This window comes from Delftia sp. WY8 (assembly GCF_018437695.1).
Lineage (GTDB): Bacteria > Pseudomonadota > Gammaproteobacteria > Burkholderiales > Burkholderiaceae_C > Comamonas > Comamonas tsuruhatensis.
On record NZ_CP049795.1, the window covers coordinates 5,473,425 to 5,497,744 of the forward strand.

The following is a 24,320-nucleotide window of genomic DNA, read 5'->3' on the forward strand; positions in this document are numbered from 1 at the left end:
AGCCATTCCATGCTGACGGAAGACGGTCAACACCTGTATGTGAGCTACGACGAATACCACGGACTGATCGAAAAGCTCGCGATCAAAGTGCACCAGTCCGGCTGGGAATTCGACACCATTCTCTGCCTGGCCCGTGGCGGCCTGCGTCCCGGTGACATGCTCAGCCGCATCTTCGACAAGCCGCTGGCCATCATGTCCACCAGCTCCTACCGCGCCGAAGCCGGCACGGTGCAGGGCCATCTGGACATCGCGCGCTTCATCACCACGCCCAAGGGCGAGATCGCCGGCCGCGTGCTGCTGGTCGATGACCTGGCCGATTCGGGCCACACGCTGAACGCCGTGATCGCCATGCTCAAGACCAACTACCCGCCGATCACCGAGCTGCGCAGCGCCGTGATCTGGACCAAGGGCCTGTCGGCTTTCACGCCCGACTACTCGGTGGACTACCTGCCGACCAACCCCTGGATCCACCAGCCTTTCGAGCACTACGACACGCTGCGTCCCGAAAAGCTCATGGAAAAGTGGAAGATCTGAGGGCCGCTGCGCTTTCAAGGTCCTTGCCTGCAAAGGGAGCCAACCGGCTCCCTTTGTCGTTGTCGCCTGCGTTTTCATGCGTTGTCGTCATGCCTTGATGCAAGTCATGGGTTGGCGCGCTTGTCGCGATATCTCGGGCCAACGTCGCGTAAATGTCGGTTTTTTGCACAGCTTCAAAAGCCGATGCCCTAGAGCGTCCGAGGGCTGAATGGCGCGGCTACACTGCGCAGATTCTCAGAAGGTGGTGCTTTGTGAAACGTCTTTTCGTCGGGCGCTTGGGCGCGGCTGTGGCTTTGGTTGTGGGCGGCGGTGCGCTGGCCTGGCTGGCCGTGGCGTCCCTGCCCGGATCCAAATCGGCCCGTGCGGCCTCAGCCACGCCTGCAGCCGTCCAGGCGCAGGCTGCATCGGCTCAGGCCGCTGCCGTTCCCGCCGCGCCTTCCGTGCCTGCGGCCTCTGCTGCCTCGGTAGCGCCAGTTGCGCCTGTTGCGCGTGTCACGCCGCCGCCGCAGACCCAGGGCCCCACGCCCATCTTCGTGCTCAACTCGCTCGATGCCAACATCAGCATCGTGGACCCGGTCACCTGGCAGGAGACGGCCCGCATTCCCACGGGCAAGGAGCCGCACCACCTCTACCTCACGCCTGACGAGAAATCGCTGGTCGTGGCCAATGCGCTGGGCGATACCCTGACCCTGGTCGATCCGCGCACGGGCGAGGTGCAGCGCGTGATCCGCGACATCATCGACCCCTATCACCTGCGCTTCAGCCCGGACATGAAGTGGTTCGTCACGGCGGCCAACCGCCTCAACCACATCGACATCTACCGCTGGGATGGCCAGAACCCGCAGTTGGTCAAGCGCGTGCCCACGGGCAAGACGCCCAGCCATCTCTGGATCGATGCCAGGAGCACGACCATCTATTCCACCATGCAGGACAGCGATGCCCTGGTGGCCATCGACATCGCCACGCAGACCATCAAGGCCCGCGTGCCCACCGGCCCCATGCCGGCCGATCTCTATGGCAGCCCGGACGGCACCAAGCTGTTCATCGGCCTGACCGGCAGCGATGGCGTGGAAGTGTTCGACATCACCGGCCCCGAGCCGCGCAGCGTGGCCCGCATCAAGACAGCCGCTGGCGCCCACGCCATGCGTGCCGCCGGCGATGGCCGCCACCTGTATGTGAGCAACCGCGTGGCCAACACCATCAGCAAGATCGACATGCAGACCAACCAGGTCGTGGCCAGCTACCCGGCCCCGGGAGGCCCGGACTGCATGGACGTTTCCGCCGACGGCCGCTACCTGCTGGTCAGCTCGCGCTGGGCGCGCAAGCTGTCGGTGATCGACACCGTCGAAAAGAAGGTGGTCCAGCAGGTCAAGGTCGGCAAGTCGCCCCACGGTGTCTGGACACTGGCCCACGCGCAGCGCTGATGGACCGCAGACTCTTTGCGCAATCGCTGGCTGGCGCCGCCGCCTTCAGCCTGCTGCGCCCCTCGATGGCCGCAGGGCAGGGCACGGGCTGCGCCAAGACCGTGTACCTGACGTTCGACACGGGCCACATGGGCATTGCCGACCTGGTGGCCGAGGTGCTCAAGCGCCATGGCGTGCCAGTGACCTTCTTTGCCGCCAACGAGCGCACGCAGCAAGGCGACGGCAGCCTGGGCGAGACCTGGGCGCCCTGGTGGCGCGCACGCGCCGCCGAAGGCCATGAGTTCGCCTCGCACACCTACGACCACATGTACTGGCGCGGTGATCTGCGTGCCTCGAAGAACGGTCCGGTCACGGGCTTTCGCGTGCGCCCCTCGGCCGGGCCACGCGCCAACGAGAACTTCACGGTCGATGCGGCAGGCTATTGCGACGAGATCCGCAGGGCTGCACAGCGGCTGCAGCAGATCACCGGGCGCAAGCCCCTGCCGCTGTTCCGTGCGCCCGGCGGCAAGACCTCGCCCGCGCTGCTGGACGCCGCGCGGCAGGGCGGCTACATGCATGTGGGCTGGTCCAGCGCAGGCTTTCTGGGCGACGAGCTGCCCAGCGACCGCTACCCGAATGCGCAGCTGCTGGCCCAGGCGCTCAAGAACATCCGCAGCGGCGACATCCTGCTGGCCCATCTGGGCATCTGGTCACGCAAGGACCCCTGGGCACCGGCCGTGCTGGAACCTTTGATCACGGGCCTGCTCAAGCAGGGGTTCTGTTTCCGCACGCTGCGGGAGCATCCCGACTATCGGGATTGGATAGCAAAATTCGCATGACGTCCGCGCGCGCAGCGCGGCGGGCGATGGGAGCGTGGTGTGGACTGGTGGATTCAGTGGTTCGGTAATGCGCAGCAGCGCCTGTTCGAGGGCGTTGTCCAGCCTGTGCTCTTTTGGCTGGGACAGGCCAGCCTGCTGGAGGATGCCTACGACGCCACAGGCTGGCTGCTGGTGGGCCTGCTGCAGATCTTCATCATGGTGGCCGTGATCGCGCCGCTGCAGTACTGGCGGCCCGTCGAGCCCGTTACCGACCGGCGCGCCATCCATGTGGACATCATCTATACCGTTGTGCACCGGCTGGGCCTGTTCAGGCTGGCGCTGTTCTTCACGCTGGACCCGCTGTGGGACGAGCTCATGGGCCGCCTGCATGTCTGGGGCCTGCCGAGCTTTCACCTGGACGGTGTCTGGCCCGGCGTGACCGACCTGGCCTGGGTCAGCCTGATCATCTACCTGCTGGCCTTCGACTTCCTGGACTACTGGATACACCGCGGCCAGCACAGCATCGGCTGGTGGTGGAAGCTGCATGCGCTGCACCACTCGCAGCGCCAGATGACGGTGTGGAGCGACAACCGCAACCACCTGCTCGACGATGTGATCCGCGACACCATCATCGTGCTCGTGGCCCAGCTCATCGGCGTGGCTCCAGGCCAGTTCGTGGCCATCGTGGCCTTCACCCAGCTCAGCGAGAGCTTCCAGCATGCCAACCTGCGCGTCTGGTTCGGCACCATCGGCGAGCGGCTGTGGATCAGCCCGCGCTTTCACCGCCGCCACCACGCCATCGGCATTGGCCACGAGCCCATGGCGCCCGTGCGCAACAAGAAGGCGCATGGCAACAACTTCGGCGTACTCCTGCCCTGGTGGGACATGCTGTTCGGCACCGCCAATTTCGAGCTGCGCTTCGATCCCACCGGCGTGCGCGATCAGGTCCAGCCCAATGCCCAGGGCCAGCTGCGCGACTACGGCCAGGGCTTTTGGGCCCAGCAATGGCGTGGGTTCCTAAGGTTGATGGGTCGCGCTTGAGGCTGGGCTCGGGGTATGCTTGCCGGCATGGGCTTGCTACTCGATTCCTTCTGGCGTGCGACGGCGTATTGCCTGCATAAGCGGGTGATTGCATGGTCGCTGTTTCCCCTGCTCTTCATGGCCATCACGGCCTGGCTGCTGGGTTACTTCTTCTGGGCCGATGCCGTGGTCTGGACGGAAGGAGTCCTGCAGGGCGTGGGCTGGCTGCACACGGTCTGGTCCTGGATGGGCGTGCAATCGCTGCCCGAGCTGGTGGCGCCGGTGCTGGTCGTTCTCTCGGTCACGCCGGTGCTGGTCGTGGTCTCGCTGCTGCTGGTGGCGCTGTTCATGACGCCTGCCCTGGTCGAACTGGTGGCGCAACGGCGCTTTCCGGCACTCGAGCGCAGGCAGGGTGCCACCCTGATCGGCAGCCTGCTGTGGTCGGCCGGCTCCTCGCTGATCGCCCTGATCGCGTTGCTGGTATCGGTTCCATTGTGGTTCGTGCCTCCCCTGGTGGTGGTGATCCCCCCGCTGATCTGGGGCTGGCTGACCTACCGCGTCATGGCCTTCGACGCGCTGTCTGCCCACGCCAGCAAGCCAGAACGCCGCAGCCTGTTCCTGCGCCACCGCCTGGCGCTGATGCTCATGGGCGTGGTCTGTGGCTACCTGGGGGCGGCTCCGGCCATTGTCTGGGCCTCGGGCGTGGTCTTCGTTGCAGCCTTCTGGATACTGATTCCGGTGGCCATCTGGATCTATGCGCTGATCTTCGCCTTCTCCTCGCTGTGGTTTGCCCATTTCTGCCTGGCGGCGCTGCAGCGCATGCGCGAGGAGGAGCCGGCGCTGCCCGAAGCCCCCATCATTCCCTACGCTCCCGACGCGCCGCAAGGCTCCGGCACAGCCCCTGTTCCCCCCACCCCGCAAGAAAAGACCACATGACCCTTCAAGTTGGCGCACTCATCATCGGAGACGAAATCCTGTCGGGCAAGCGTGCCGACAAGCACCTTCCCAAGCTGATAGAGCTGCTGGGCGCGCGTGGCCTGTCCCTGGCCCATGCCGAGTACGTGGGTGACGATAGGGCACGCATCACCGACGCCCTGCGCCGCGCCTTCGCATCGCAGGCCGTGGTCTTCAGCTTTGGCGGGATAGGCGCCACGCCCGACGACCACACGCGCCAATGCGCAGCCGAGGCCCTGGGCGTGCCGCTGGCCCTGCATCCCGAGGCCGTGGCCCTGATCCGCGAACGCATGCGCGATGTGGCCACCGAGGAAGGCAAGCCCTACGAGCCCCAGCGGGCCGACAACCTGCACCGGCTGCAGATGGGCAACTTCCCCGAAGGCGCGCGCATCATCCCCAACGTCTACAACAAGATCCCGGGCTTTTCCTGTTCGGGCGCCAGCGGCACGGTGCACTTCGTGCCCGGTTTCCCTGTCATGGCCTGGCGCATGGTCGAGTGGGTGCTGGAGCAGCGCTACGCCAAGCATTTCCACAGCACGGTGCAGCGGGAGCATTCGGTCATCGTCTACGGCGGCATGGAAGCCACGCTGACGCCGCTGATGGTGGCCATAGAGCGCGACCACCCGGGCGTCAAGGTGTTCAGCCTGCCCAGCGTGGATGATTCCAAGCACGGCCGGCACATAGAACTTGGTGTCAAGGGCGAAGCTGGTGCCGTCACCAAGGCCTGGCCCACGCTGCTGGAAGGTCTGCACTCATTTGGTGCAAGTCTTGGCCCTGAATTGGTGCGGAATATCTGATTTACGGCCCTTCATCCAAATCTGCACCGATTTGGTGAGTGGGCACTCGGGCCGGGCCAGGCTGCAATGTCATCCACAACGCCCACGCAAGGCGGCAGAATCACGGGGCTGGCGCGCCAAGCAGGTGCCAGTCTGCGGGCATGCACTCAATGGATGCAGCCTGGCACGCAAACTGCTTAATAGTATTTATCTTTTTTGATCAGCCAGATTGGCAGGAGAGATCTGATGGCAAAGACCGTTGCAGACGTGTTGAACATGGTGAAGGAGAACGAGGTCAAATTCGTGGACCTTCGTTTTACGGACACCCGTGGCAAGGAGCAGCACGTCACGGTGCCGGTGTCGCACTTCGACGAAGACAAGTTCACCTCGGGCCACGCCTTCGACGGCTCGTCGGTGGCAGGCTGGAAGGGCATTGAAGCATCGGACATGCAACTGATGCCCGATCCCGCCACCGCGAACATCGACCCCTTCTTTGAAGAGACCACGCTGTTCCTGCAGTGCGATGTGATCGAACCCGGCGATGGCAAGGCCTACGACCGCGATCCCCGCTCGGTGGCCAAGCGTGCCGAAGCCTATCTGAAGGCCTCGGGCCTGGGCGATACCGCCTACTTCGGTCCCGAACCTGAATTCTTCATCTTCGACGGCGTGCGCTGGAACACCGAACCCGGCAGCACCTTCTACGAAATCGAAGAGTACGAAGCCCCCTGGAATTCCGGCGCCAAGTTCGAGTCCGGCAACCGTGGCCACCGTCCGCGCAACAAGGGCGGCTACTTCCCCGTGCCGCCCGTGGACAGCACCCAGGACCTGCGCGCCGAGATGGTGCTGCTGCTCGAGCAGCTGGGCATTCCCGTCGAAGTGTTCCACCACGAAGTGGCTGGCGCCGGCCAGAACGAGATCGGCACCAAGTTCTCGACCCTGGTGGAGCGCGCCGACTGGACACAGGTCATGAAGTACGTGATCTGGAACGTGGCCAACACCTACGGCAAGACCGCCACCTTCATGCCCAAGCCCTATCCGGGCGACAACGGCTCCGGCATGCACGTGCACCAGTCCGTCTGGAAGGATGGCAAGAACCTGTTCGCAGGTGACGGCTATGCCGGCCTGTCCGACTTCGCGCTGTACTACATCGGCGGCATCATCAAGCACGCCCGTGCCCTGAACGCCATCACCAACCCCGGCACCAACAGCTACAAGCGCCTGGTGCCCGGCTTCGAGGCTCCGGTCAAGCTGGCCTACTCGGCCAAGAACCGCTCGGCATCGATCCGCATCCCCTACGTGGCCAACCCCAAGGGCCGCCGCGTCGAGGCACGCTTCCCCGATCCGCTGATGAACCCCTACCTGGGCTTCTCGGCCCTGCTGATGGCGGGTCTGGACGGCGTGGAAAACAAGATCCATCCCGGCGAAGCCGCGACCAAGGATCTGTACCACCTGCCCCCGGAAGAGGACAAGCTGGTGCCCACGGTCTGCCACAGCCTGGACCAGGCCCTGGAAGCACTGGACGCAGACCGTTCGTTCCTGACCAAGGGCGGCGTGTTCTCGGACAGCATGCTCGATGCCTACATCGAGCTGAAGATGGGCGAAGTGACCCGTTACCGTCAGGCCGTGCACCCGGTCGAGTACGACATGTACTTCTCGCTGTAAGGCGGGTCGGCAAAAAGGCGGCGCAAGCCGCCTTTTTTGCTTTCGGCCAGGACCTGGGTATGCTGGGCGTGGAACCAAAAGGGGTTGTCCCGCTCAAGAAATGACGTCCAGCCCGGAAGATGGAGCGATACTTGCCCGGACAAGCCGGGCCCTTCCGATCTGGCTACCCGAGGGAATGGAATGAAGAAACTGTTTGTGTCGCTGCTGCTGCCGCTGCTGTCGGCAGGAGCCTGGTCCCAGGACGTGATCTACCGCTGCGGCAACGAGTACACCAACAACGTCAGCCAGGCCAAGGCCAAGGACTGCAAGCCGGTGGACGGCGGGCATGTGACGGTGATCCATGGCGGCAGCAAGCCGGCGGCCTCGGGCGGCGGCCAGGCGCCGCGCACCTCCGCCGCTCCTGCGGCAGGATCGCCCGCTCCGGCCAAGGTCAACAGCAGCGCCCAGAAGGCCCGCGACTCCGATGCGCGGACCATCCTCGAAAGCGAGCTGGCCCGCGCCCAGGAGAAGCTGACACAGCTGCGTCAGGAGTACAACGATGGCAATCCCCAGCGCACCGCATTGGAGTTGCGCAATCCCCAGGGCTATCTGGAACGTGTCGAGCAGCTCAAGAGCAGCATCTCGCGGCAGGAAGGCGATGTCGCCGGCATCCGCCGCGAACTGGATCGACTTCCCAAGAACTGACGGGCCCGAGCGGCCCATGCGAGCCCGGCCATGATCCAGGACGACCGGCCGGCGCCCCCGGCCTCCTATCAGGCGCTTGATCTGCTGTGCACGCTGATGACCGTGCTCGACGAGCAAGGCGCCGTGCTTTTCGCCAACGCGGCCCTTGAGAACGCATTGGGCCTGTCGCGCCGCATGCTCGAAGGCAGCGAGCTGGCTGCCTGCTTCACCGAGCCGGCCTTGCTGGACAAGGCCTTGCGCGGCGCCCAGGACAACGACTTCGCTGCCCTGCGCTTCGAGGCCAGCCTGCACCGCGTGGGGGGCGATGCGCTTCCTGTGCACGTCACGGTTTCCCTGGCCGAGCGGCCCGGCCATGTGCTGGTGGAGTTCTGGCCGCTGGAGCAGCAGGCACGCCAGGACCGCGAGGAGCGTTTGCGCGAGCAGGCCCAGGCGCACAAGGAGCTGATCCGCAACCTGGCCCACGAGATCAAGAACCCGCTGGGCGGCATCCGTGGCGCGGCCCAGCTGCTGCAGATGGATCTGGACGCGCCCGAGTTGCGCGAGTACACCGAAGTCATCATCCACGAGGCCGACCGTCTGCAGGCGCTGGTCGACCGGCTGCTGGCGCCGCACCGCCATCCGCACGAGGTCGGTGACGTCAACATCCACGAAGTCTGCGAGCGCGTGCGTTCGCTGGTGCTGGTCGAGCATCCTGCAGGGCTGACCATTACGCGCGACTACGACATCTCCATTCCCGAGTTCCGGGGCGACAGCGCACAGCTGATCCAGGCCGTGCTCAACATCGTCCAGAACGCGGCGCAGGCCTTGCACGAACGCATCGCGGCCGGCGATGCCGAGATCATTTTGAGAACCCGTGTGGCGCGCCAGGTAACTTTTGGTCGCCAACGCTACCGGTTGGCATTGGAATTGCATGTGATCGACAACGGGCCAGGCGTTCCCGATGCCATCAAGGAGCGGATCTTCTATCCGCTGGTATCGGGAAGGGATGGCGGTTCGGGACTGGGGCTGACGCTGGCGCAGACCTTCGTGCAGCGCCACCAGGGGCTGATCGAATGTGAAAGCCAGCCGGGCCGCACGGATTTCCGCATCCTCATTCCCCTGCCTTGAGGCCCACGGAAGTCAACACTGCAACAAGGGAAGGAAGCACCACCAATGAAACCGATCTGGATCGTGGATGATGACCCTTCCATCCGCTTCGTGCTGGAAAAGGCACTGGGCCGGGAAGGCTGGGCAACGCGCAGCTTCGTTCAGGCGCGCGACGTGCTCACGGCACTGTCCGATGTCGATGCCAGCGACCCGGCGCGCCAGCCACCACAGGTGCTGGTCAGCGATATCCGCATGCCCGGCGGCTCCGGCCTGGAATTGCTCGAGCAGATCCGCGCCCAGCAGCCCGGCCTGCCCGTCATCATCATGACCGCGTACTCCGACCTGGACAGTGCCGTCTCGGCCTTCCAGCGCGGAGCCTTCGAGTACCTGCCCAAACCCTTCGACCTGCCCAAGGCGGTGGAACTCATCCGCCGCGCCGTCGAGGAAAGCCTGCGCGAGGACGTGGCCGAGGCACAGGCCCCGCTGCAGGCCGAGATGCTGGGCCAGGCGCCTGCCATGCAGGACGTGTTCCGCGCCATCGGCCGGCTCAGCCAGAGCCAGGTCACGGTGCTGGTCACGGGCGAGTCGGGCTCGGGCAAGGAACTGGTGGCGCGCGCGCTGCACAAGCACTCGCCCGTGGCGGGCGGCCCCTTCGTGGCCATCAACACCGCCGCCATCCCCAAGGACCTGCTGGAGTCCGAGCTGTTCGGCCACGAGCGCGGCGCCTTCACGGGCGCACAGACCCAGCGGCGCGGCCGCTTCGAGCAGGCCGAGGGCGGCACGCTCTTTCTCGATGAAATCGGCGACATGCCTTTCGACCTGCAGACGCGCCTGCTGCGTGTGCTGTCGGACGGGCATTTCTACCGCGTGGGCGGCCACCAGGCCGTCAAGGCACATGTGCGCGTCATCGCAGCCACCCACCAGGACCTGGAGCAGCGCGTGCGCAACGGCGCCTTCCGCGAGGATCTGTTCCACCGCCTCAACGTCATCCGCCTGCGCCTGCCCGCGCTGCGCGAGCGCAACGAAGACGTGCCCATGCTGGCACGCCACTTCCTGCAGCAAAGCGCGCGGCAGCTGGGCGTGGAGCCCAAGCGCATGGGGGTCGATGCCATGCAGCGGCTGCAGTCGTTCGCCTTTCCCGGCAACGTGCGCCAGCTGGAGAACATCTGCCACTGGCTGACCGTCATGGCGCCAGCCCAGGTCATCTCGGTCAAGGACCTGCCTCCCGAGGTGCTGGGCGAGGCCGCGCCACCCGTGGGCGGCGGCAATGCCGGCGTGCCCGCACCGGTGATGCTGTCGCATGCGCCGGCCGTGGCGGAAGAGGGAGTGGGCCGCATCGCCATGCCAGCCCCGTCGCTGGCCCAGCCGCATGACGGGGGGCTGGCCACGTCCGACCTGGACTGGGTGCATCTGCTGGGGCAGCAGGCGCGCCAGCTGCTGGAGCACACCCAGGCCCAGGGGCATGGCGAGGTCTGGGACCAGCTGTCCCGCCGCTTCGAGGCGCAGTTGATCCGCTCGGCCCTGGCCGTCACCCACGGCCGCCGGGTCGAGGCCGCCCAGCGCCTGGGCATAGGCCGCAACACCATCACCCGCAAGCTGCAGGAGCTGGGCATGGACGAGGACGCCTTCGAGTAAGGCAAGCCGGCGGGCGGCCGGGCCCTTGCCTTGGCAAGGGTCCGGCTCCTACAGGCCGGCGCCCGGGGTGCTGACGGGCCGGGCCGCCCGGGCTTGGGACAATGGAGTCCTCTTCGCTGGAACGGCCTACGTCCCGACCTATCGTGCCCACAGTCCTCTCCAACCTCTGGCAAAAGGCCAAACCCGCCCGCCCGGGCGTGATGTACCCATCGACACCGCGCAAGCTCGGCGAGCCGGTCGATGCGTACTGGCATGACCGCTATTTCCTGGAGCCGTACTTCGTGCCGGGCCGCGGCTACGACCAATACCGGCCCGCCTATGCACTGGGCTGGAAGGCTTCCCTGTCGCCGGAACACGCGCAGCAGGATTTCGAGTCCGCAGAAGCCCGGCTGGAAGAGCGCTGGGAGCAGGGACGGGGCGGCAGCCTGCTGCACTGGAACCAGGTGCGTGAGGCCGTGGAGGCCTCCTGGCTGCAGGCGCGCCGGCGCACGCCCGCACAGCCTGCGGCTTCCACGCTGGAACTGCAGACCACGGCGCTGCTCAATGCCGTGCTGGCCTTGGGTCGCCAGGCCCATGTCCGGTTGGGCGAATGCATGGATCCCATGCCCCAGGGACTGATAGGCCAGGTACTGGCGCGCCACTTCAATGCCAGCCAGGTCCTGGTCGATGACCTGGAACGCGCCATCGACGCCAACGGCGGCGTGGTGCTGCCCGTGCGCGACAGCCGTGCCGCGCTGCGTCGCAACGCCTTCTGGGACGGGCTGCTGGGCAGGGAAGAGGGCGCGGACTACGTGCTGGACCAGGCCGAGTCCTGCCAGCAGCAATGGCTGAGCGCCTATGAGGCTGCTGAGCAGTCCCGTCTGCCGGCGCCACTCAGCGAAGTTCTGCATCGCCAGTCCCTGATGCTGCGCGGGCAGATCGAGGCCATCCACTGGCTGCGCCGCTACATGCTGTAGCGCAAGTCTGAAAACCTAGCCCAGGGTCACGACGACCGGCGCATGGTCGCTGGGCTGCGGATTCTTGCGCGGCGCGCGGTCCACGATGCAGGCGGTGACGCTGGGACGCAAGGCCTCGCTGACCAGGATGTGGTCGATGCGCAGGCCCCGGTTCTTCTGGAAACCCAGCATCCGGTAGTCCCACCACGAATAGCTTTTCTCGGGTTGGTCGAACATGCGGAAGGCATCGGTCAGGCCCAGCTGCAGCAGCGCCTGGAAATGCGTGCGCTCTTCCACCGTGTGGTGGATGGTGTCCTTCAGTCCGATCGGATCGTAGGAGTCGCGGTCCTCGGGCGCCACGTTGAAGTCGCCCACCAGCACCAGGCGCGGATGGGCTGCCATCTCGCTTTTCACCCAGTCCTGCAGCGCCTGCAGCCAGCGCATCTTGTAGGCGAACTTGTCGGTGCCGGGCGCCTGCCCATTCACGAAGTAGCCATTGATCAGGCGCACCGGGCCGCCTTCGGCATCGAGGGTGGCGGCAATGATGCGGGCCTGCTCGTCATCCAGGCCCGGAATATTGCGCACCACGTCGCGCACCGGCGTGCGCGTCAGCCAGGCCACGCCGTTGTAGGTCTTCTGTCCATGGCTGACCGCGTGGTAGCCGGCCTCCTGCAGCGCCTGCAGCGGAAACTTGTCGTCGGTGAGCTTGAGTTCCTGCAGCGCCAGCGCATCGACAGGGTTGGCCTGCAGCCAGGCCAGAACCTGCGGCAGGCGCACGGACAGGGAGTTGACGTTCCAGGTGGCGATTTTCATTTGAAGAATGGTCCTTTGATTTGATTGTCGCATCACGGGTGGCAAGGCTACGATCCCGATGCTGATCTGCCTGGAGGAGCTTTTGGGAGGGCACATCAGAACCGTCACACTCCATCGACAAGACTATTCAAGATGATGAACTGGCTCTCACAAGCCGCGCCCTGGCTGGCGCTGCTGGGCGCGATTCCCTTGCTGTATGCGCTCTCGCTGCTGCTGGCCACTTTGAACTGCATGCGCCTGCGCCTGCGTGCTGCGCCCATGGCCGTGGTGGAGCGCCAGGCACTGGAGCCCGACTCACGGGCGGTGCTGGATGCCATGCGGCCGGAGTTGCAAGCCTTGGGCTTCACCTGGTGTGCCAGCCTGCAGGGCACGCATCCGCAGGCCATGGATCCCGACCTTCCTCTGGAGGTGGACTTGTTCGTCCATGCCGACGGGCGGGCCTGGGCGATGGTCCAGGCCGAACAGGCGGGAAGCGCCAGGCATGGCCGCACCGTGGGCTCCGTGACCTGGCTCACATTCTTTGCCGACGGGCGCAATTGGATGGGCTTCAATGGCCTACCTCAGACAAGCCTGCCTGCGCCGCCCGGCTGGACCTACCTGGACGATGCCCAGCCCGATACCGCATCGGCCTGGGCCGCCTACGCCGAGCGCCTGTCCGGCGACCGGGCTCCCGTGGTCCAGGGCCTTGACCAGGCGGTACAGCGCCTGGATGAGTGGGGCCGGAGCCAAGTCCCTGCACTGGTGGCCCAGGGCCGTGCGCTGCCTGCCGGGCCCGGGTTCTGGCGGCTCAGCTGGCGCGAGTCGCTGCGGCTGGCCTGGCGTGCCTTGCGCCAGGTGCGCAAGGAAGACAGGGCGGTGCCCGCCAGCCCATCTGCCGGTGCATGCCTTCATGGGCCGCAGGTCCGGCAAGTGTCCGAGGCGCTGCGCTTTCGCTACCAGAAAGCCGTGCAGCGCGGGCTGGGCATGGCGCACAACCGCCACCGCAGTTTCTGGATCACGGCGGCGCTGTTCCTGGCAGCGGGCGCCGTGCTGTTTTCATGGGACATGGCGTGGATGCTTCTGGTGGTGATCGCCGTGCATGAAGGAGGGCATTGGCTGGCCATGCGCTGGGCGGGCTACCAGCGTCAATCCGTCTTCTTCATTCCTGGCCTGGGTGGCATGGCCACCGGAGAAAAGGCGGACGCCACGCCGCTGCAAAAAGTGGGCGTCTATCTGGCCGGTCCCATGCCTGGGCTGTTGCTGGCTGTGGGAGCGCTGGCTGCCGTAGGCTGGGGCCTGCTCCCGCAGCCACCCGCCTGGACCATGCAATTGCTGCTGCTGACCCTGGTCGTCAACGCATTCAACCTGTTGCCCCTCACGCCTTTGGATGGCGGCCGCGTGGTGGAGAGCCTGCTGTTCGCTCGCCTGCCCGCAATGCGGCTGGTGTTTGCACTGGCGGGCATGGCCGCGCTGGGTGGGCTGGCCTGGTTCAGCCGGGACCCCCTGATCTCCATCCTCACCGGCGTGCTGCTGATGGGGCTGCCATGGCAATGGCGTGTGATGCAACTGGAGCGGGCCGTGCATCGCACCCTGCACACGCTTCCTCAACAGGAGGCATGCCAGGCCCCGGTCAGAGAGGCCGATGCCGTACACCGCGCATTCGGCGTGCTGCAGCAACCCGCTTTTGCGCGCTGGCCCTTTGTCCGGCGCGCGGCCGCTGCAGGCGCACTGCTGCCCTCCTTGCAATCGCGTGCGCCCGGTTGGGCCGAAGGCGCAGCGGGCCTGGCAATCTACCTGGCCTGCCTGCTGCTGCCGGTAGCCATGGTCATGGGCATTCATCAAGCTGCGCCGCAGGGGCGGCAGGTTCTTGCTGCGCTGTGGGATGTGGAGCTGTCTGCCCGCCGTGATTACGTACCGGAGCAGCACCTGGCCGAGATCGAGGCCCGCCTGGCCCAGGCCGACCAACTGCCCCCGTCTGCCCAAGAGCAACGGGTGGAGATCTACCTGGAATCCGCCGGGGAACTGCAACTCATGGACGACCATCCTCTGGCCGAGGCGCGCGCCAAAGCACTTTACCAATCGGCCTGGGCGATGACGCAGTCCCGGGCACAGAGTGATCTGCAGCGTGCCCTTGCATTGAAAGGCATGGCCGACACGGCGGATACCGCCGAGCAGGCAACGAATTTGCGCCAGCAACTGGTGGCCGACCTGCAGGACGTGCCAGGCCCTGCACGCCGGGTGCTGGCCAGCGTGCAGGAAGTTCTTGCGTTCTGGGGACCGCCTGATCAGACCGTGGCGCAAAGGCTTGATCGGATGGTGCAAGCCGTGGAGATCCGCCGCGCCGACGCCGATGCGCCGGACGATTTCCTGCTGCTGCACGCGCGCATCAAGCTCGCCCGGTTGCTGGATGCCAGCGGCCACCCCGAAGCGGCGCAAGCCCAGTTGCAGGCCAATGTGATCGCGCTCCAGGCCGCGCTTCAGGCAGCGCCGCAAGCTGCACATGCCGTGACTGCGGATTCGGCTCAGCGCCGTGAATGGAAAATCTTCTCATTGATGCAGGCCGAAACCCTGCATGCCCGGTTCATGGCCGAGCACGGCCAGACTGGCGCTGCCGTGGCACTGGCCCGCCAAAGCGTGGAGCGCACCCCGCCGAAGAAGGCCGGCCACTACGCCTCCCAGGACAGCTGGATCGCCTGGCTCTGGATTGCCATAGGCATGGGTGATGCCGCTGAAGTGCGCCAGGCCCTGGCGCAACAGCTGCCTGCACCCCGTGCATATGCCGAAATCGGAATCGCCCAGGCCCGGCTGGCCGCCGCGCAACTGCTGAACGACGATGCCCTGCGCCTGCAGGCACTGGCCGCGCTGCAACCGCTGTCCCAGGCGCGCCACGTTGCGCTTTGCAGGCGCCCGCGCGTGGCGCGCGACCTTCATAGCGACTGGCAAAACCTGGAGCGCAGGCTCCAGCACGAGTCTGCGCAGGCCGCAGGACTGTGCCCCTGATAGGTATCGTCGGGGAGGGCGCGCGCATGCCGGCAGCGCAGGGCCAGCTATCCGCAGGCCCTGATGAAACCCTACCGAAAGAGAGAGCGCCGGGCCCTGCCCGCAGCATACGCAAATGCTTGATCTACTCGTCATTCACGCCACGCTGCCCGATGGCCGCCAGGACATGTCCATCGCCTGCCTCGCCACGACCTTCATGGCACCGGGCAGACCTTGAATCAGATTGATCTGATTTCATCTCGGATGAAAGGTGCCTATGATTGAAAATTTACCAAGGAAATGCGGCCTTGGAATTTTTTATTATCCGGAGGTATTCAAAATGAATATATTCGCAGGTGCTTTTTGCAGAATAAACAAGGCTGTCATGATATTTATTTTGGCAATGATGGCCACCTCCGCATGGTCCCAATGCGAAATTAAAGATACAAGTGATGGGGCAGGCTATTACAAGTATGTGTTCAGTAATTTCAATCCCCCAGAGTTCAATCCCACTGTGGCCAAGAACACGGTGATTTACTCAAAAGCCGCTGTGGCGGTACTGAGTAATGGGGTTGGCGATAGATTGATGAATTGTAAGCAACGGGTCATGGGCTATAGCGTAGGTAAATCTACACCAGTCAATAATATATACCCGACGACAGTCGAGGGTATTGGAATGAGGGTTTCGACTATACATGGTGCTGCGCCTGTAAGTACTTCGGAGCATTCCGATCACCCCGGATCTTTTGCATATCAACTTTCCGATGTCAAAGTTGAGTTGATCAAGACCGCAGATGGCGATATCACTGCAGGTGGCGTGCTGGACAGCGATTTCCTGTACGAACGCGCGACTGATGCATTTGGCCAGATTCTCGCTCAATACAGCTTTTCCTCGCCCGTCGTCCTCCGGCCCAGGGTGCCCACTTGTACCCCACAGGCGCCGGAGCCCGTGCGCATGGCCCAGACTGTCGCTCCAAAACTCACCTCAATCGGCTCAACCGGTGCTCCCCGCTCCTTCCTCATCTCGTTGTTGTGCAAGGGCGGCATCCCAGGTTCGTTGACCAACGCCTATGTCACGCTGACGGACGTGGAAAATCCTGCAAATATCGGGAATGTTTTGACCCTGTCCAAAACCTCGGTGGCAAAAGGTGTGGGTGTGCAGATCCGCAAGGATGACCAGATACTGGGCTTTGGCCCGGACTCCAATGCCGCCGGCAACAGGAATCAATGGTTTGCAGGGTCTGTTGCCTACGGGCAGGAGCGGTTGGATATCCCGCTGACGGCGCGCTATGTCAAGACCGAAGAGAACGTGACCATAGGCAGTGCCAATGCGGCGGCGACCTTCACCATCAGCTACCAGTAGTTCCCCCTGATCCCTTGCGCTTTCGGTCTGACCGCTGGCAGGCCATTCAGCGTGGTCAGGCAAGTCTGCGGGTGCGTGGCCATGCCCGCAGAATACGCAGATGCTTGATCTACTCGTCATTCACGCCACGCTGCCCGACGGCCGCCAGGACATGTCCATCGCCGTGCAGGGCGGGCGCATCGTCGAGGTCGCGGCCGGTCTTTCAGCGCCAGCCCACCAAGTGGTCGATGCGCAGCACCAGCTGGTCTCGCCGCCCTTCGTCGATCCGCATTTCCATATGGATGCCACGCTGAGCCACGGTCTGCCGCGCGTCAACCGCAGCGGCACGCTGCTGGAGGGCATAGCGCTGTGGGGCGAGCTCAAGCCGCTGCTCACGGCCGAGGCGCTGATCTCGCGCGCGCTGGAGTATTGCGACTGGGCGGCGGCCAAGGGGCTGCAGGCCATCCGCAGCCATGTGGATACCAGCGATGTCCGCCTGCTGGCCGTCGATGCGTTGCTGGAGGTCAAGCGCCAGGTGGCTCCCTATATCGACCTGCAGCTGGTGGCGTTTCCGCAGGACGGCGTGCTGCGCTCGCCTGGCGGCGTCGCCAACCTGCGGCGGGCGCTGGACAAGGGCGTGGACGTGGTGGGCGGCATTCCCCACTTCGAGCGCACCATGGCCGAGGGTGCCGACAGCGTCAGGCTGCTGTGCGAGCTGGCGGCCGAGCGCGGCCTGCTGGTGGACATGCACTGCGACGAGTCCGACGACCCGCTGTCGCGCCACATCGAAACCCTGGCCTTCGAGGCGCAGCGCCTGGGCCTGCAGGGCCGCGTCACGGGCTCGCACTGCACCTCCATGCACAGCATGGACAACTACTACGTGAGCAAGCTGCTGCCGCTGATCGCCGAAAGCGGCGTGGCCGTGATTGCCAATCCGCTGATCAACATCACGCTGCAGGGCCGCCAGGACAGCTATCCCAAGCGCCGCGGCATGACGCGCGTGCCCGAGCTGCTGGCCGCAGGCGTCAACGTGGCCTTCGGCCATGACTGCGTGATGGACCCGTGGTACGGCATGGGCTCGGGCGACATGCTGGAGGTCGCCCACATGGGCCTGCATGTGGCGCAGATGACCAGCCAGGACGGCATGCGCGACTGCTTCGACGCCGTGACCACGCGCGCGGCGCGTGTGATGCACCTGGACGGCTATGGCATCGAGGCCGGCTGCGATGCCAGCTTCGTGCTGCTGCAGGCGCGCGATGCGGCCGAGGCGATACGGCTGCGCGCCACGCGCCTGAAGGTGTTCCGCAAGGGCCGGTTGCTGGCCGAGGCGCCTGCTGCAACGGCTGCGCTGCATCTGCCGGGCCGCCCGGCAAGAATCGACTGGCGGCGCTGAACCGGCGCCGGCCTCAGGCGCCGGCCAGGCTGGCCTCGCGCACGATGGTCTGCAGGGCCACCAGGTCCCTGACCACCAGGCCCTGGGCTTCCACGCGAATGCAGGCGTCGCGCTCCATGCGCTTGAGCTCCTGGTTCACGCGCTGGCGCGAGGCGCCCAGCAACTGGGCCAGCTCCTCCTGCACCAGTTGCAGGCCTATGCGCAGCTCGCGCGGGTCGTCCAGCACCTGTGTGCCGTAGCTGCGCGACAGGTGCAGCAGCTGCTTGGCCAGGCGTGCGCGCAGGGGCAGGGTGTTGAGGTCCTCCACCAGTCCGTAGGTCTGGCGTATGCGGTGGGCCTGCAGGCGCAGCAGGGCGTCGTAGAACTCCACATGCGTGGCCAGGATGGCGTGAAAGCTCTCCTTGTCCACGCACAGCAGCGTGGTGTCGCCATGGGCATAGGCATCGCGCGTGCGCGGCTCGTCAAGAAAGGTGGACATGGCACCGAACCAGGCGCCCGGCTCCACATAGGCCAGCGTGGTCTGCCGACCCGACAGGCTGGTCGAGCTCATGCGCACGGCGCCCTGCGCACAGGCATACCACCTGTGCGGCACATCGCCGCGTGCATAGATCAGTGCCCCGTCCTTGAGCCGCCGGACCGTGGTCTGGCGCAGGATGTCATGGCGCAGCGAGGGCGAGAGGCTGCAGAACCACTGGCCGGAATTGATGGCCTCGCGCTCGGCGGGGGTGAGCATGGGCTCGTGGGTACTCGTTTGCAAACCGCTTGTCTCCAATCGGCCGCAATTTTAGGGCGTGCGGGCCTGCGGATAGGCGTGCAATTGCTCGCGCAGCAACTGCACGAAGCAGTCAGCCCTTTCGGTGGGCGCGTATTGGGGCGGCAGGGCCAGCACCACCTCCACCGCGCAGGCTGGCAGCAGTGGCAGCACACGCAGGTCGCGCGCGAACACCGAGGCCACGTAGGGGTTGACCACGCCCAGCCCCAGCCCTTGGGCGGCCAGGGTGCAGATGGTGGAGGAGTAGGTGGTCTCCATGGTGGAGCCGGCTTCTATTCCGTGTTCCTGCATGGTGTGGCGCAGTTGCAGGCAGATATCGTCATCGGCGTTGAGGGTCAGCAGCAACTGGCCTTGCAGGTCGCGCACGTGCAGCCGTGTGCGCGTGGCCAATGCATGGTCCGGGTGCATGACGCAGACGGCGCGGCTGCGGTGCAGCACGGTGGCGTCCAGCTCGGGCGTGCTCAGCGCCATGGTGCTGACCACCAGGTCGAAGTGGCCATGCAGCAGGCCCTCGCGCAAGGGCGTGGAGCCCAGGGTCTGCAGGCTGATGTGGGTGCCCGGGTAGCGCTGTGCAAAGCTGCGCACCACGGCCGGGATCACGCTCAGGCCCAGGGCCGGCGTGCAGCCTATGCGCAGCGTGCCGGCGCCGGACTGGCGCAGTGCGGCCAGGTCGCGCTCTATGCGCTCGCGCCCCAGGAAATGCTGCTGCACGGTGGCGAACAGTTCCACGGCCTCGGCCGTGGGGCGCAGGCGGCCCTTGTGCATGTCGAACAGCTTGAGCCCTGCGGCCGCCTGCATCTGGGCCAGCAGCCGGCTGACCGAAGGCTGCGTGGTGTGCAGCAGCCGCGCGGCGGCCGTGGTGGTGCCGGTCTGCATGACGGCGCGGAAGGCTTCGATCTCTCGGGCGCTCAGGGGTCTGGACATGGCGATTCGGTCCTGCTCGGGGTGGCTGGCAATGTATATCTTTTCTGTATAGAGGCCACGGAAAAATGCATTTTTCCAAAGATGCCCCGCTTTCTACACTGGCCTCATTGCATCGTTTGCCCAGGCGCGGCAGCGCCATCGAAAGGATTCCATGATCAAGACAAGCGCAGGCAGCAAAGCCGCCATGCTCGCTGTGGCCATCTCCGCCTCGTTGGCTGGCACGGCACCAGTCGCCGCCATCGCGCAGGATGGCTTTCCCCAGCCGGGGCGCCAGCTGCGCATCATCGTGCCGTTCACTGCAGGCGGCAGCTCCGACGTGCAGGCACGCATGCTGGCCGACCGCCTGAGCCGGCTCTGGGGCCAGCCGGTGGTGGTGGAAAACAAACCCGGCGCGGGCGGTCATCTGGGAGGCCGATATGTGGCCGATCAACCGGCCGACGGCTACACGCTGATGGTGGGCTCCATCGGCCTGCATGCCGCCTATGGCGTATACAGCAAGCTGGCCTATGACCCCGCAAAGGATCTGCGCGTGGTGACCGTGCTGGCCGAGATGCCGCATGTGGTGGTGGCCACGCCCAGCCTTGCCGCCAGCAACCTGGCCGAGCTGACGGCGCTGGCCAAAAAGGCGCCTGGCACGGTCAACTTCGGCTCGGCCGGCGTGGGCTCGTCGGTGCACATGATGGGTGAGCTGTACAAGCTGCAGGCGGGCGCGCCCATCGTGCACGTGCCTTATCGCGGCAGCTCGGCCGCGATCAACGACCTGCTGGGCGGCCAGATCCAGCTCATGTTCGAGAACCCGCCCACGGTGCTGTCGCACATACGCGGCGGCAAGCTCAAGGCGCTGGCCGTCACGGGCAGCCAGCGACTGCCGGCCCTGCCGGACGTGCCCACGGCGGCCGAGTCCGGGCTCAAGGACTTTGTGGCCACCTCCTGGACCACTGTGGCCGTCTCCTCCAAGGTGCCCGAGGCCATCGTCAAAAAGCTCAATGACGACATCCGAAAGGTCGTGGCCACACCCGAGTTCCGCAAGGGCCTGCAAGAGCAGGGCATGAGCGCCGTCGCCAACAGCCTGCCTGAGGCGCAATCCTTCGTTGCCCGCGAAAAGCAGCGCTGGGACCGCGTGATCGCCGAAGGCCACATCTCCGCCCAATGAAACGCTCCATGACTTCGAACACCCCCGCATCCTTCGTCCCCTGCCACCGCCTGGGCGATGGCCGCCAGCACCACTTCTTCGGCTACTACAACAAGTCCAGCTGGGACCGCAGCAATCGCCTGGTGCTGGCGCAGCAAACGCCGTGGATGGACCAGTACCTCACGCCCCAGGCGCGGGCGTCCATCGGCTACTTCGATACCGAAAACGGTGACCGCTTCCACGCCGTGGGCGAGACCGGCGCCTGGAACTGGCAGATGGGCAGCCAGCTGCAGTGGCTGGACGGGCTGGCGGGCCGCCAGCTGATCCACAACGACAGGACGGCAGATTCCGGGGGACGCTATCCGGGGTTCGGCTCCGTGGTCATCGATGTGGACAGCGGCGCGCGGCGCACCCTGCCCATGCCTGTGTATGTGGTGGCGCCCATCAGTGCCTGGGCGCTGTGCGTGGACTACCGTCGTCTGTACGTCACGCACGAAACCATTGGCTACAGCGAAGAGGGTGGTCCCTTCGCCTTGCCCCTGGCGCCCGAGGACGACGGCATCTGGCGCATGGAGGTCGCGACGGGCGAGGCAAGGCTGCTGGCCAGCTATGCGCGCCTCAAGGCATTTCATCACCGCACATCGATGGACAAGGCCATCCACTGGGTCAGCCATATCGAGGTCAACCCGTCTTCCTCGCGCATTCTTTTCCTGCACCGCTGGACCGAACGCGTCAAGGACGAAACCTGCTTTCTGCACCGCCTCATCACCATGGCGCCTGATGGGTCCGACATGCGCCTGCTCGAATGCTCGGACCATCCGCTGCCCCAGCTGGCCGACGACTTCGACCCGATGGCCGTGGGCACGTTCGACTACGAAAAGTCCGAATACCAGATCTCGCATCCGCTATGGCAGGACGACAGCCACATCATTGTGTGGGGCCCGCATGCCGGGGAGATCCACTATCACCTCTATGACGATGTGGAGGGCGGTGACGTGCAGGTGGTGGGCGCAGGCGTGCTGGTGGAGAACGGCCACATGAGCTTCTCGCCCGTGGACACGCGCTGGCTGCTCAGCGACACCTATCCCGACGACCGAACGCACGAGCGCTTCCTGTTCCTGTACGACATGCACACGGGCGAGCGCCACGACCTGGGCAGCTTCTACGCCTCTCCCGATCTCAGCAAGGAAAACCGCTGCGACCTGCACCCGCGCTGGAGCCGTGACGGGCGCCAGGTCTGCATCGACTCCGTGCACGAGCACCAGCGGCAGATGTATGTGCTGGATGTGTCGGGGATCGTGCAGGCCCCGAGATAGCTATTTGCGGGGCCTTGGAACCTCAGTGCCCCCAGCGCAGCACCAGCGGATCGAGCCGCCGCGCAATGTCCAGCAACTGGCGGCGCACCTCGGGGTGCATGGGCGGCCAGGGCGCGCGCGGCGCGTCGCAGGCGATCACGCCGCCGGCCTTCATCAGCGCCTTGGCGGCCAGGAAGCCGGCCTGGCGGTTTTCGTGGTTGATCAGGGGCAGCCAGCGCTGGTAGAGGGCGAATGCGGTGTCGGGGTCGCCGTTTCTGTGCGCTTCGATGATGGGGCGTATGCCGTCGGCAAAGCCGCCGCCCGTCATGGAGCCCGTGGCACCGGCTTGCAGGTCGGCCAGCAGGGTGATGGCTTCCTCGCCGTCCCAGGGGCCTTCGATGGCCTCGCCGCCCAGGGCGATGAGTTCGCGCAGCTTGCCGGCGGCGCCTGCGGTTTCCATCTTGAAGTAGCAGACCTGCTCGATCTCGCGGGCCATGCGCGCGAGGAAGGCGGGGGACAGCGGCGTGCCTGCGGCCGGCGCGTCCTGGACCATGATGGGAATGGCGATGGTATCGGACACGGCCTGGAAGAAGCCGTGGACCTGGGGCTCGCCGAAGCGGAAGGTGGCGCCGTGGTAGGGCGGCATGACCATCACCATGGCCGCGCCCATGTCCTGCGCGCGGCGGCTTCGCTCGGCGCACACGCGCGACGAGGTGTGCGTGGTGGTGACGATCACGGGCACGCGGCCCGCCACATGCTCCAGCGCCGTGCGCGTGAGGACCTCGCGCTCGTGATCGGCCAGCAGGAACTGCTCGGAGAAGTTGGCCAGGATGCACAGGCCGTCCACGCCCGAGTCGATCATGAAGTCCAGGCAGCGCCTCTGGCTGGCCAGGTCCAGCGTGCCGTCCTCGTGGAAGGTGGTGGGGACCACGGGGAAGATGCCGCTGTAGCGCGGCCGAGAAATTCCGGGCATGGCGTGCTCCCTCATTCGACGATGCGGAACTGGTCCAGGTACTCGGTCTTGAGCGTGAGGCCCAGGCCCGGCACATCGTCCCTGAGCTGCAGGAAGCCGTTCTCGGCCACGGGCTCGCCGTCGAAGATGTACCAGAACAGCTCGTTGCCCACCTCCACGTCGAAGATGGGGAAGTACTCGGCCATGGGCGAGGCCAGCGTGCTCATGGTCAGGTGGTAGTTGTGCATCTGGCCCGCATGCGGGATGACGGGCACGCTGAACGCCTCGCACAGCGCATTGATCTTGTGCGCGGCCGTGATGCCGCCCACGCGGTTGGTGTCGTACTGCACGACGCTGACGGCCTTTTTGTCGAGCAGCTGCTTGAAGCCGTAGAGGCTGAACTCGTGCTCGCCGCCCGAGATCGGAATGCTGGTGAGGCGGCTGAGTTCGGCGTAGCCGTCGATGTCGTCGGCGATCACGGGCTCCTCCAGCCAGCGCGGCTCGAACTTCTCCAGCTTGGGCAGCATGCGCCTGGCGTACTCCAGGTTCCAGCCCATGTAGCACTCCAGCATCAGGTCGCAGTCGTAGCCTATGACTTCGCGCACGGCCTCGACCGAGCGCAGGTTCTCGCGCACGCCTTCCTGCAGATGGGCCGGGCCGTAGCCGAAGCGCATCTTGAAGGCCTTGAAGCCCTGGTCCAGGAATTTTTGCGCCTCTTGCTGCATGGCCTTGAGGTCGGTGCGGTAGAGCTTGCTGTAGTAGCAGGGAATCCTTTCCTTGGTGCGCCCGCCCAGCAGCTTGAACACGGGCTTGTTCACGCTCTTGCCCAGGATGTCCCAGATGGCCAGGTCCACGGCCGAGATGGCGGCCATGGTCACGCCCTTGCGGCCCCAGGCGTGCGTGGCGCGGTACATGCGCTGCCACAGGTATTCGTAGTCCCATGGGTCGTGGCCGATGACCAGGGGCGCCAGGTACTCGTCGATGATGGCCTTGGCGATGCGCGGCGCCAGCGCCACGTTGCCCAGGCCGACGATGCCGTCGTCGGTCTCGATCTCCACCACCGTCCAGGAATGGAAGCGGAAGGTGGACATGGTCTCCTGCGGCGCATAGAGCAGGTCCATGGCGTTGGAGCAGAAGTTGCCCTGGGGCGGCACGGTCTTGCCTTGCCATTCGTAGACGCGGGCGCGGACGGATTTGATTTTCATGATGGTGAGGGCGGGGGAGTGAAGTCA

Annotated in this window: 21 protein-coding genes; 16 read left to right on the top strand and 5 right to left on the bottom strand. The window is 65.6% G+C overall.

Annotation, left to right across the window (positions count from 1 at the left end; genetic code table 11):
• Positions 1–9: 9 nt before the first annotated feature.
• The 11 genes from G4D77_RS25150 (at position 10) to G4D77_RS25200 (ending at position 11,528) form a co-directional block, all read left to right on the top strand.
• Positions 10–534, top strand: a complete 525-nt coding sequence (locus tag G4D77_RS25150; RefSeq protein WP_012206807.1) for a phosphoribosyltransferase — start codon at positions 10–12, stop codon at positions 532–534.
• Positions 535–686: 152 nt separating this feature from the next.
• Positions 687–1,958, top strand: coding sequence for a YncE family protein (locus tag G4D77_RS25155; protein ID WP_154833801.1), 1,272 nt, complete (start codon positions 687–689; stop codon positions 1,956–1,958).
• On the top strand, positions 1,958–2,776 hold the full coding sequence (locus G4D77_RS25160; RefSeq protein ID WP_017404151.1) for a polysaccharide deacetylase family protein: 819 nt from the start codon (positions 1,958–1,960) through the stop codon (positions 2,774–2,776). Before G4D77_RS25155 ends, G4D77_RS25160 begins: the two co-directional genes overlap by 1 nt.
• Before the next feature lie 39 nt (positions 2,777–2,815).
• On the top strand, positions 2,816–3,796 hold the full coding sequence (locus G4D77_RS25165; protein WP_013801177.1) for a sterol desaturase family protein: 981 nt from the start codon (positions 2,816–2,818) through the stop codon (positions 3,794–3,796).
• Between the two features lie 15 nt (positions 3,797–3,811).
• Complete coding sequence (locus tag G4D77_RS25170) at positions 3,812–4,711, top strand: EI24 domain-containing protein (RefSeq protein ID WP_016447546.1); 900 nt, start codon at positions 3,812–3,814, stop codon at positions 4,709–4,711.
• Positions 4,708–5,526: a competence/damage-inducible protein A gene (locus G4D77_RS25175; RefSeq protein WP_154833802.1), complete on the top strand. Its 819-nt coding sequence runs from the start codon at positions 4,708–4,710 to the stop codon at positions 5,524–5,526. The genes G4D77_RS25170 and G4D77_RS25175 overlap by 4 nt, the downstream gene beginning before the upstream one ends.
• 225 nt (positions 5,527–5,751) lie before the next feature.
• Positions 5,752–7,167 carry a type I glutamate--ammonia ligase gene (glnA, locus tag G4D77_RS25180; RefSeq protein ID WP_016447544.1) on the top strand — a complete coding sequence of 472 codons (1,416 nt, stop codon included), beginning with the start codon at positions 5,752–5,754 and terminating at the stop codon, positions 7,165–7,167.
• 180 nt (positions 7,168–7,347) lie between these two features.
• Positions 7,348–7,851, top strand: a complete 504-nt coding sequence (locus tag G4D77_RS25185) for a hypothetical protein (RefSeq protein WP_017404153.1) — start codon at positions 7,348–7,350, stop codon at positions 7,849–7,851.
• Positions 7,852–7,881: 30 nt separating this feature from the next.
• On the top strand, positions 7,882–8,958 hold the full coding sequence (gene glnL / locus G4D77_RS25190) for a nitrogen regulation protein NR(II) (RefSeq protein WP_016447543.1): 1,077 nt from the start codon (positions 7,882–7,884) through the stop codon (positions 8,956–8,958).
• Positions 8,959–9,003: 45 nt separating this feature from the next.
• Positions 9,004–10,572, top strand: coding sequence for a nitrogen regulation protein NR(I) (gene ntrC / locus G4D77_RS25195; RefSeq protein ID WP_047472001.1), 1,569 nt, complete (start codon positions 9,004–9,006; stop codon positions 10,570–10,572).
• Positions 10,573–10,715: 143 nt separating this feature from the next.
• Positions 10,716–11,528 (top strand): hypothetical protein, encoded by an 813-nt coding sequence (locus G4D77_RS25200; protein WP_227740945.1) that lies wholly within the window; start codon positions 10,716–10,718, stop codon positions 11,526–11,528.
• Between the two features lie 15 nt (positions 11,529–11,543).
• On the opposite strand, the gene xth is transcribed toward G4D77_RS25200, so the two are convergent.
• Positions 11,544–12,320, bottom strand: coding sequence for an exodeoxyribonuclease III (gene xth / locus G4D77_RS25205; protein ID WP_154833804.1), 777 nt, complete (start codon positions 12,318–12,320; stop codon positions 11,544–11,546).
• 132 nt (positions 12,321–12,452) lie between these two features.
• On the opposite strand from xth, the gene G4D77_RS25210 reads away from it, so the two are divergent.
• The 3 genes from G4D77_RS25210 to G4D77_RS25220 all read left to right on the top strand — a co-directional run bounded on the left by G4D77_RS25210 (position 12,453) and on the right by G4D77_RS25220 (position 18,013).
• The gene (locus tag G4D77_RS25210) at positions 12,453–15,299 is read left to right on the top strand and encodes a site-2 protease family protein (RefSeq protein ID WP_227740946.1); all 2,847 of its coding nucleotides are present in this window, start codon (positions 12,453–12,455) and stop codon (positions 15,297–15,299) included.
• 256 nt (positions 15,300–15,555) lie between these two features.
• Positions 15,556–16,641, top strand: coding sequence for a fimbrial protein (locus G4D77_RS25215; RefSeq protein WP_154833805.1), 1,086 nt, complete (start codon positions 15,556–15,558; stop codon positions 16,639–16,641).
• Positions 16,642–16,741: 100 nt separating this feature from the next.
• A complete protein-coding gene (locus tag G4D77_RS25220; RefSeq protein WP_154833806.1) occupies positions 16,742–18,013 on the top strand; it encodes an amidohydrolase family protein in 1,272 nt (423 codons plus the stop codon).
• Positions 18,014–18,026: 13 nt separating this feature from the next.
• Here the strand turns inward: G4D77_RS25220 and G4D77_RS25225 are convergent, their stop codons facing one another.
• On the bottom strand, positions 18,027–18,746 hold the full coding sequence (locus G4D77_RS25225; RefSeq protein ID WP_016451304.1) for a Crp/Fnr family transcriptional regulator: 720 nt from the start codon (positions 18,744–18,746) through the stop codon (positions 18,027–18,029).
• A gap of 51 nt (positions 18,747–18,797) precedes the next feature.
• On the bottom strand, positions 18,798–19,709 hold the full coding sequence (locus G4D77_RS25230) for a LysR family transcriptional regulator (protein WP_123690813.1): 912 nt from the start codon (positions 19,707–19,709) through the stop codon (positions 18,798–18,800).
• Between the two features lie 151 nt (positions 19,710–19,860).
• On the opposite strand from G4D77_RS25230, the gene G4D77_RS25235 reads away from it, so the two are divergent.
• Together G4D77_RS25235 and G4D77_RS25240 are read left to right on the top strand one after the other, a co-directional pair.
• Positions 19,861–20,862, top strand: a complete 1,002-nt coding sequence (locus tag G4D77_RS25235; RefSeq protein ID WP_154833807.1) for a Bug family tripartite tricarboxylate transporter substrate binding protein — start codon at positions 19,861–19,863, stop codon at positions 20,860–20,862.
• Positions 20,859–22,157, top strand: coding sequence for a hypothetical protein (locus tag G4D77_RS25240; RefSeq protein WP_154833808.1), 1,299 nt, complete (start codon positions 20,859–20,861; stop codon positions 22,155–22,157). Before G4D77_RS25235 ends, G4D77_RS25240 begins: the two co-directional genes overlap by 4 nt.
• A 22-nt stretch (positions 22,158–22,179) precedes the next feature.
• Here the strand turns inward: G4D77_RS25240 and G4D77_RS25245 are convergent, their stop codons facing one another.
• The gene (locus G4D77_RS25245) at positions 22,180–23,109 is read right to left on the bottom strand and encodes a dihydrodipicolinate synthase family protein (protein ID WP_154833809.1); all 930 of its coding nucleotides are present in this window, start codon (positions 23,107–23,109) and stop codon (positions 22,180–22,182) included.
• 11 nt (positions 23,110–23,120) lie between these two features.
• Positions 23,121–24,293: an L-rhamnonate dehydratase gene (locus tag G4D77_RS25250; RefSeq protein ID WP_154833810.1), complete on the bottom strand. Its 1,173-nt coding sequence runs from the start codon at positions 24,291–24,293 to the stop codon at positions 23,121–23,123.
• Between the last annotated feature and the right edge of the window lie 27 nt (positions 24,294–24,320).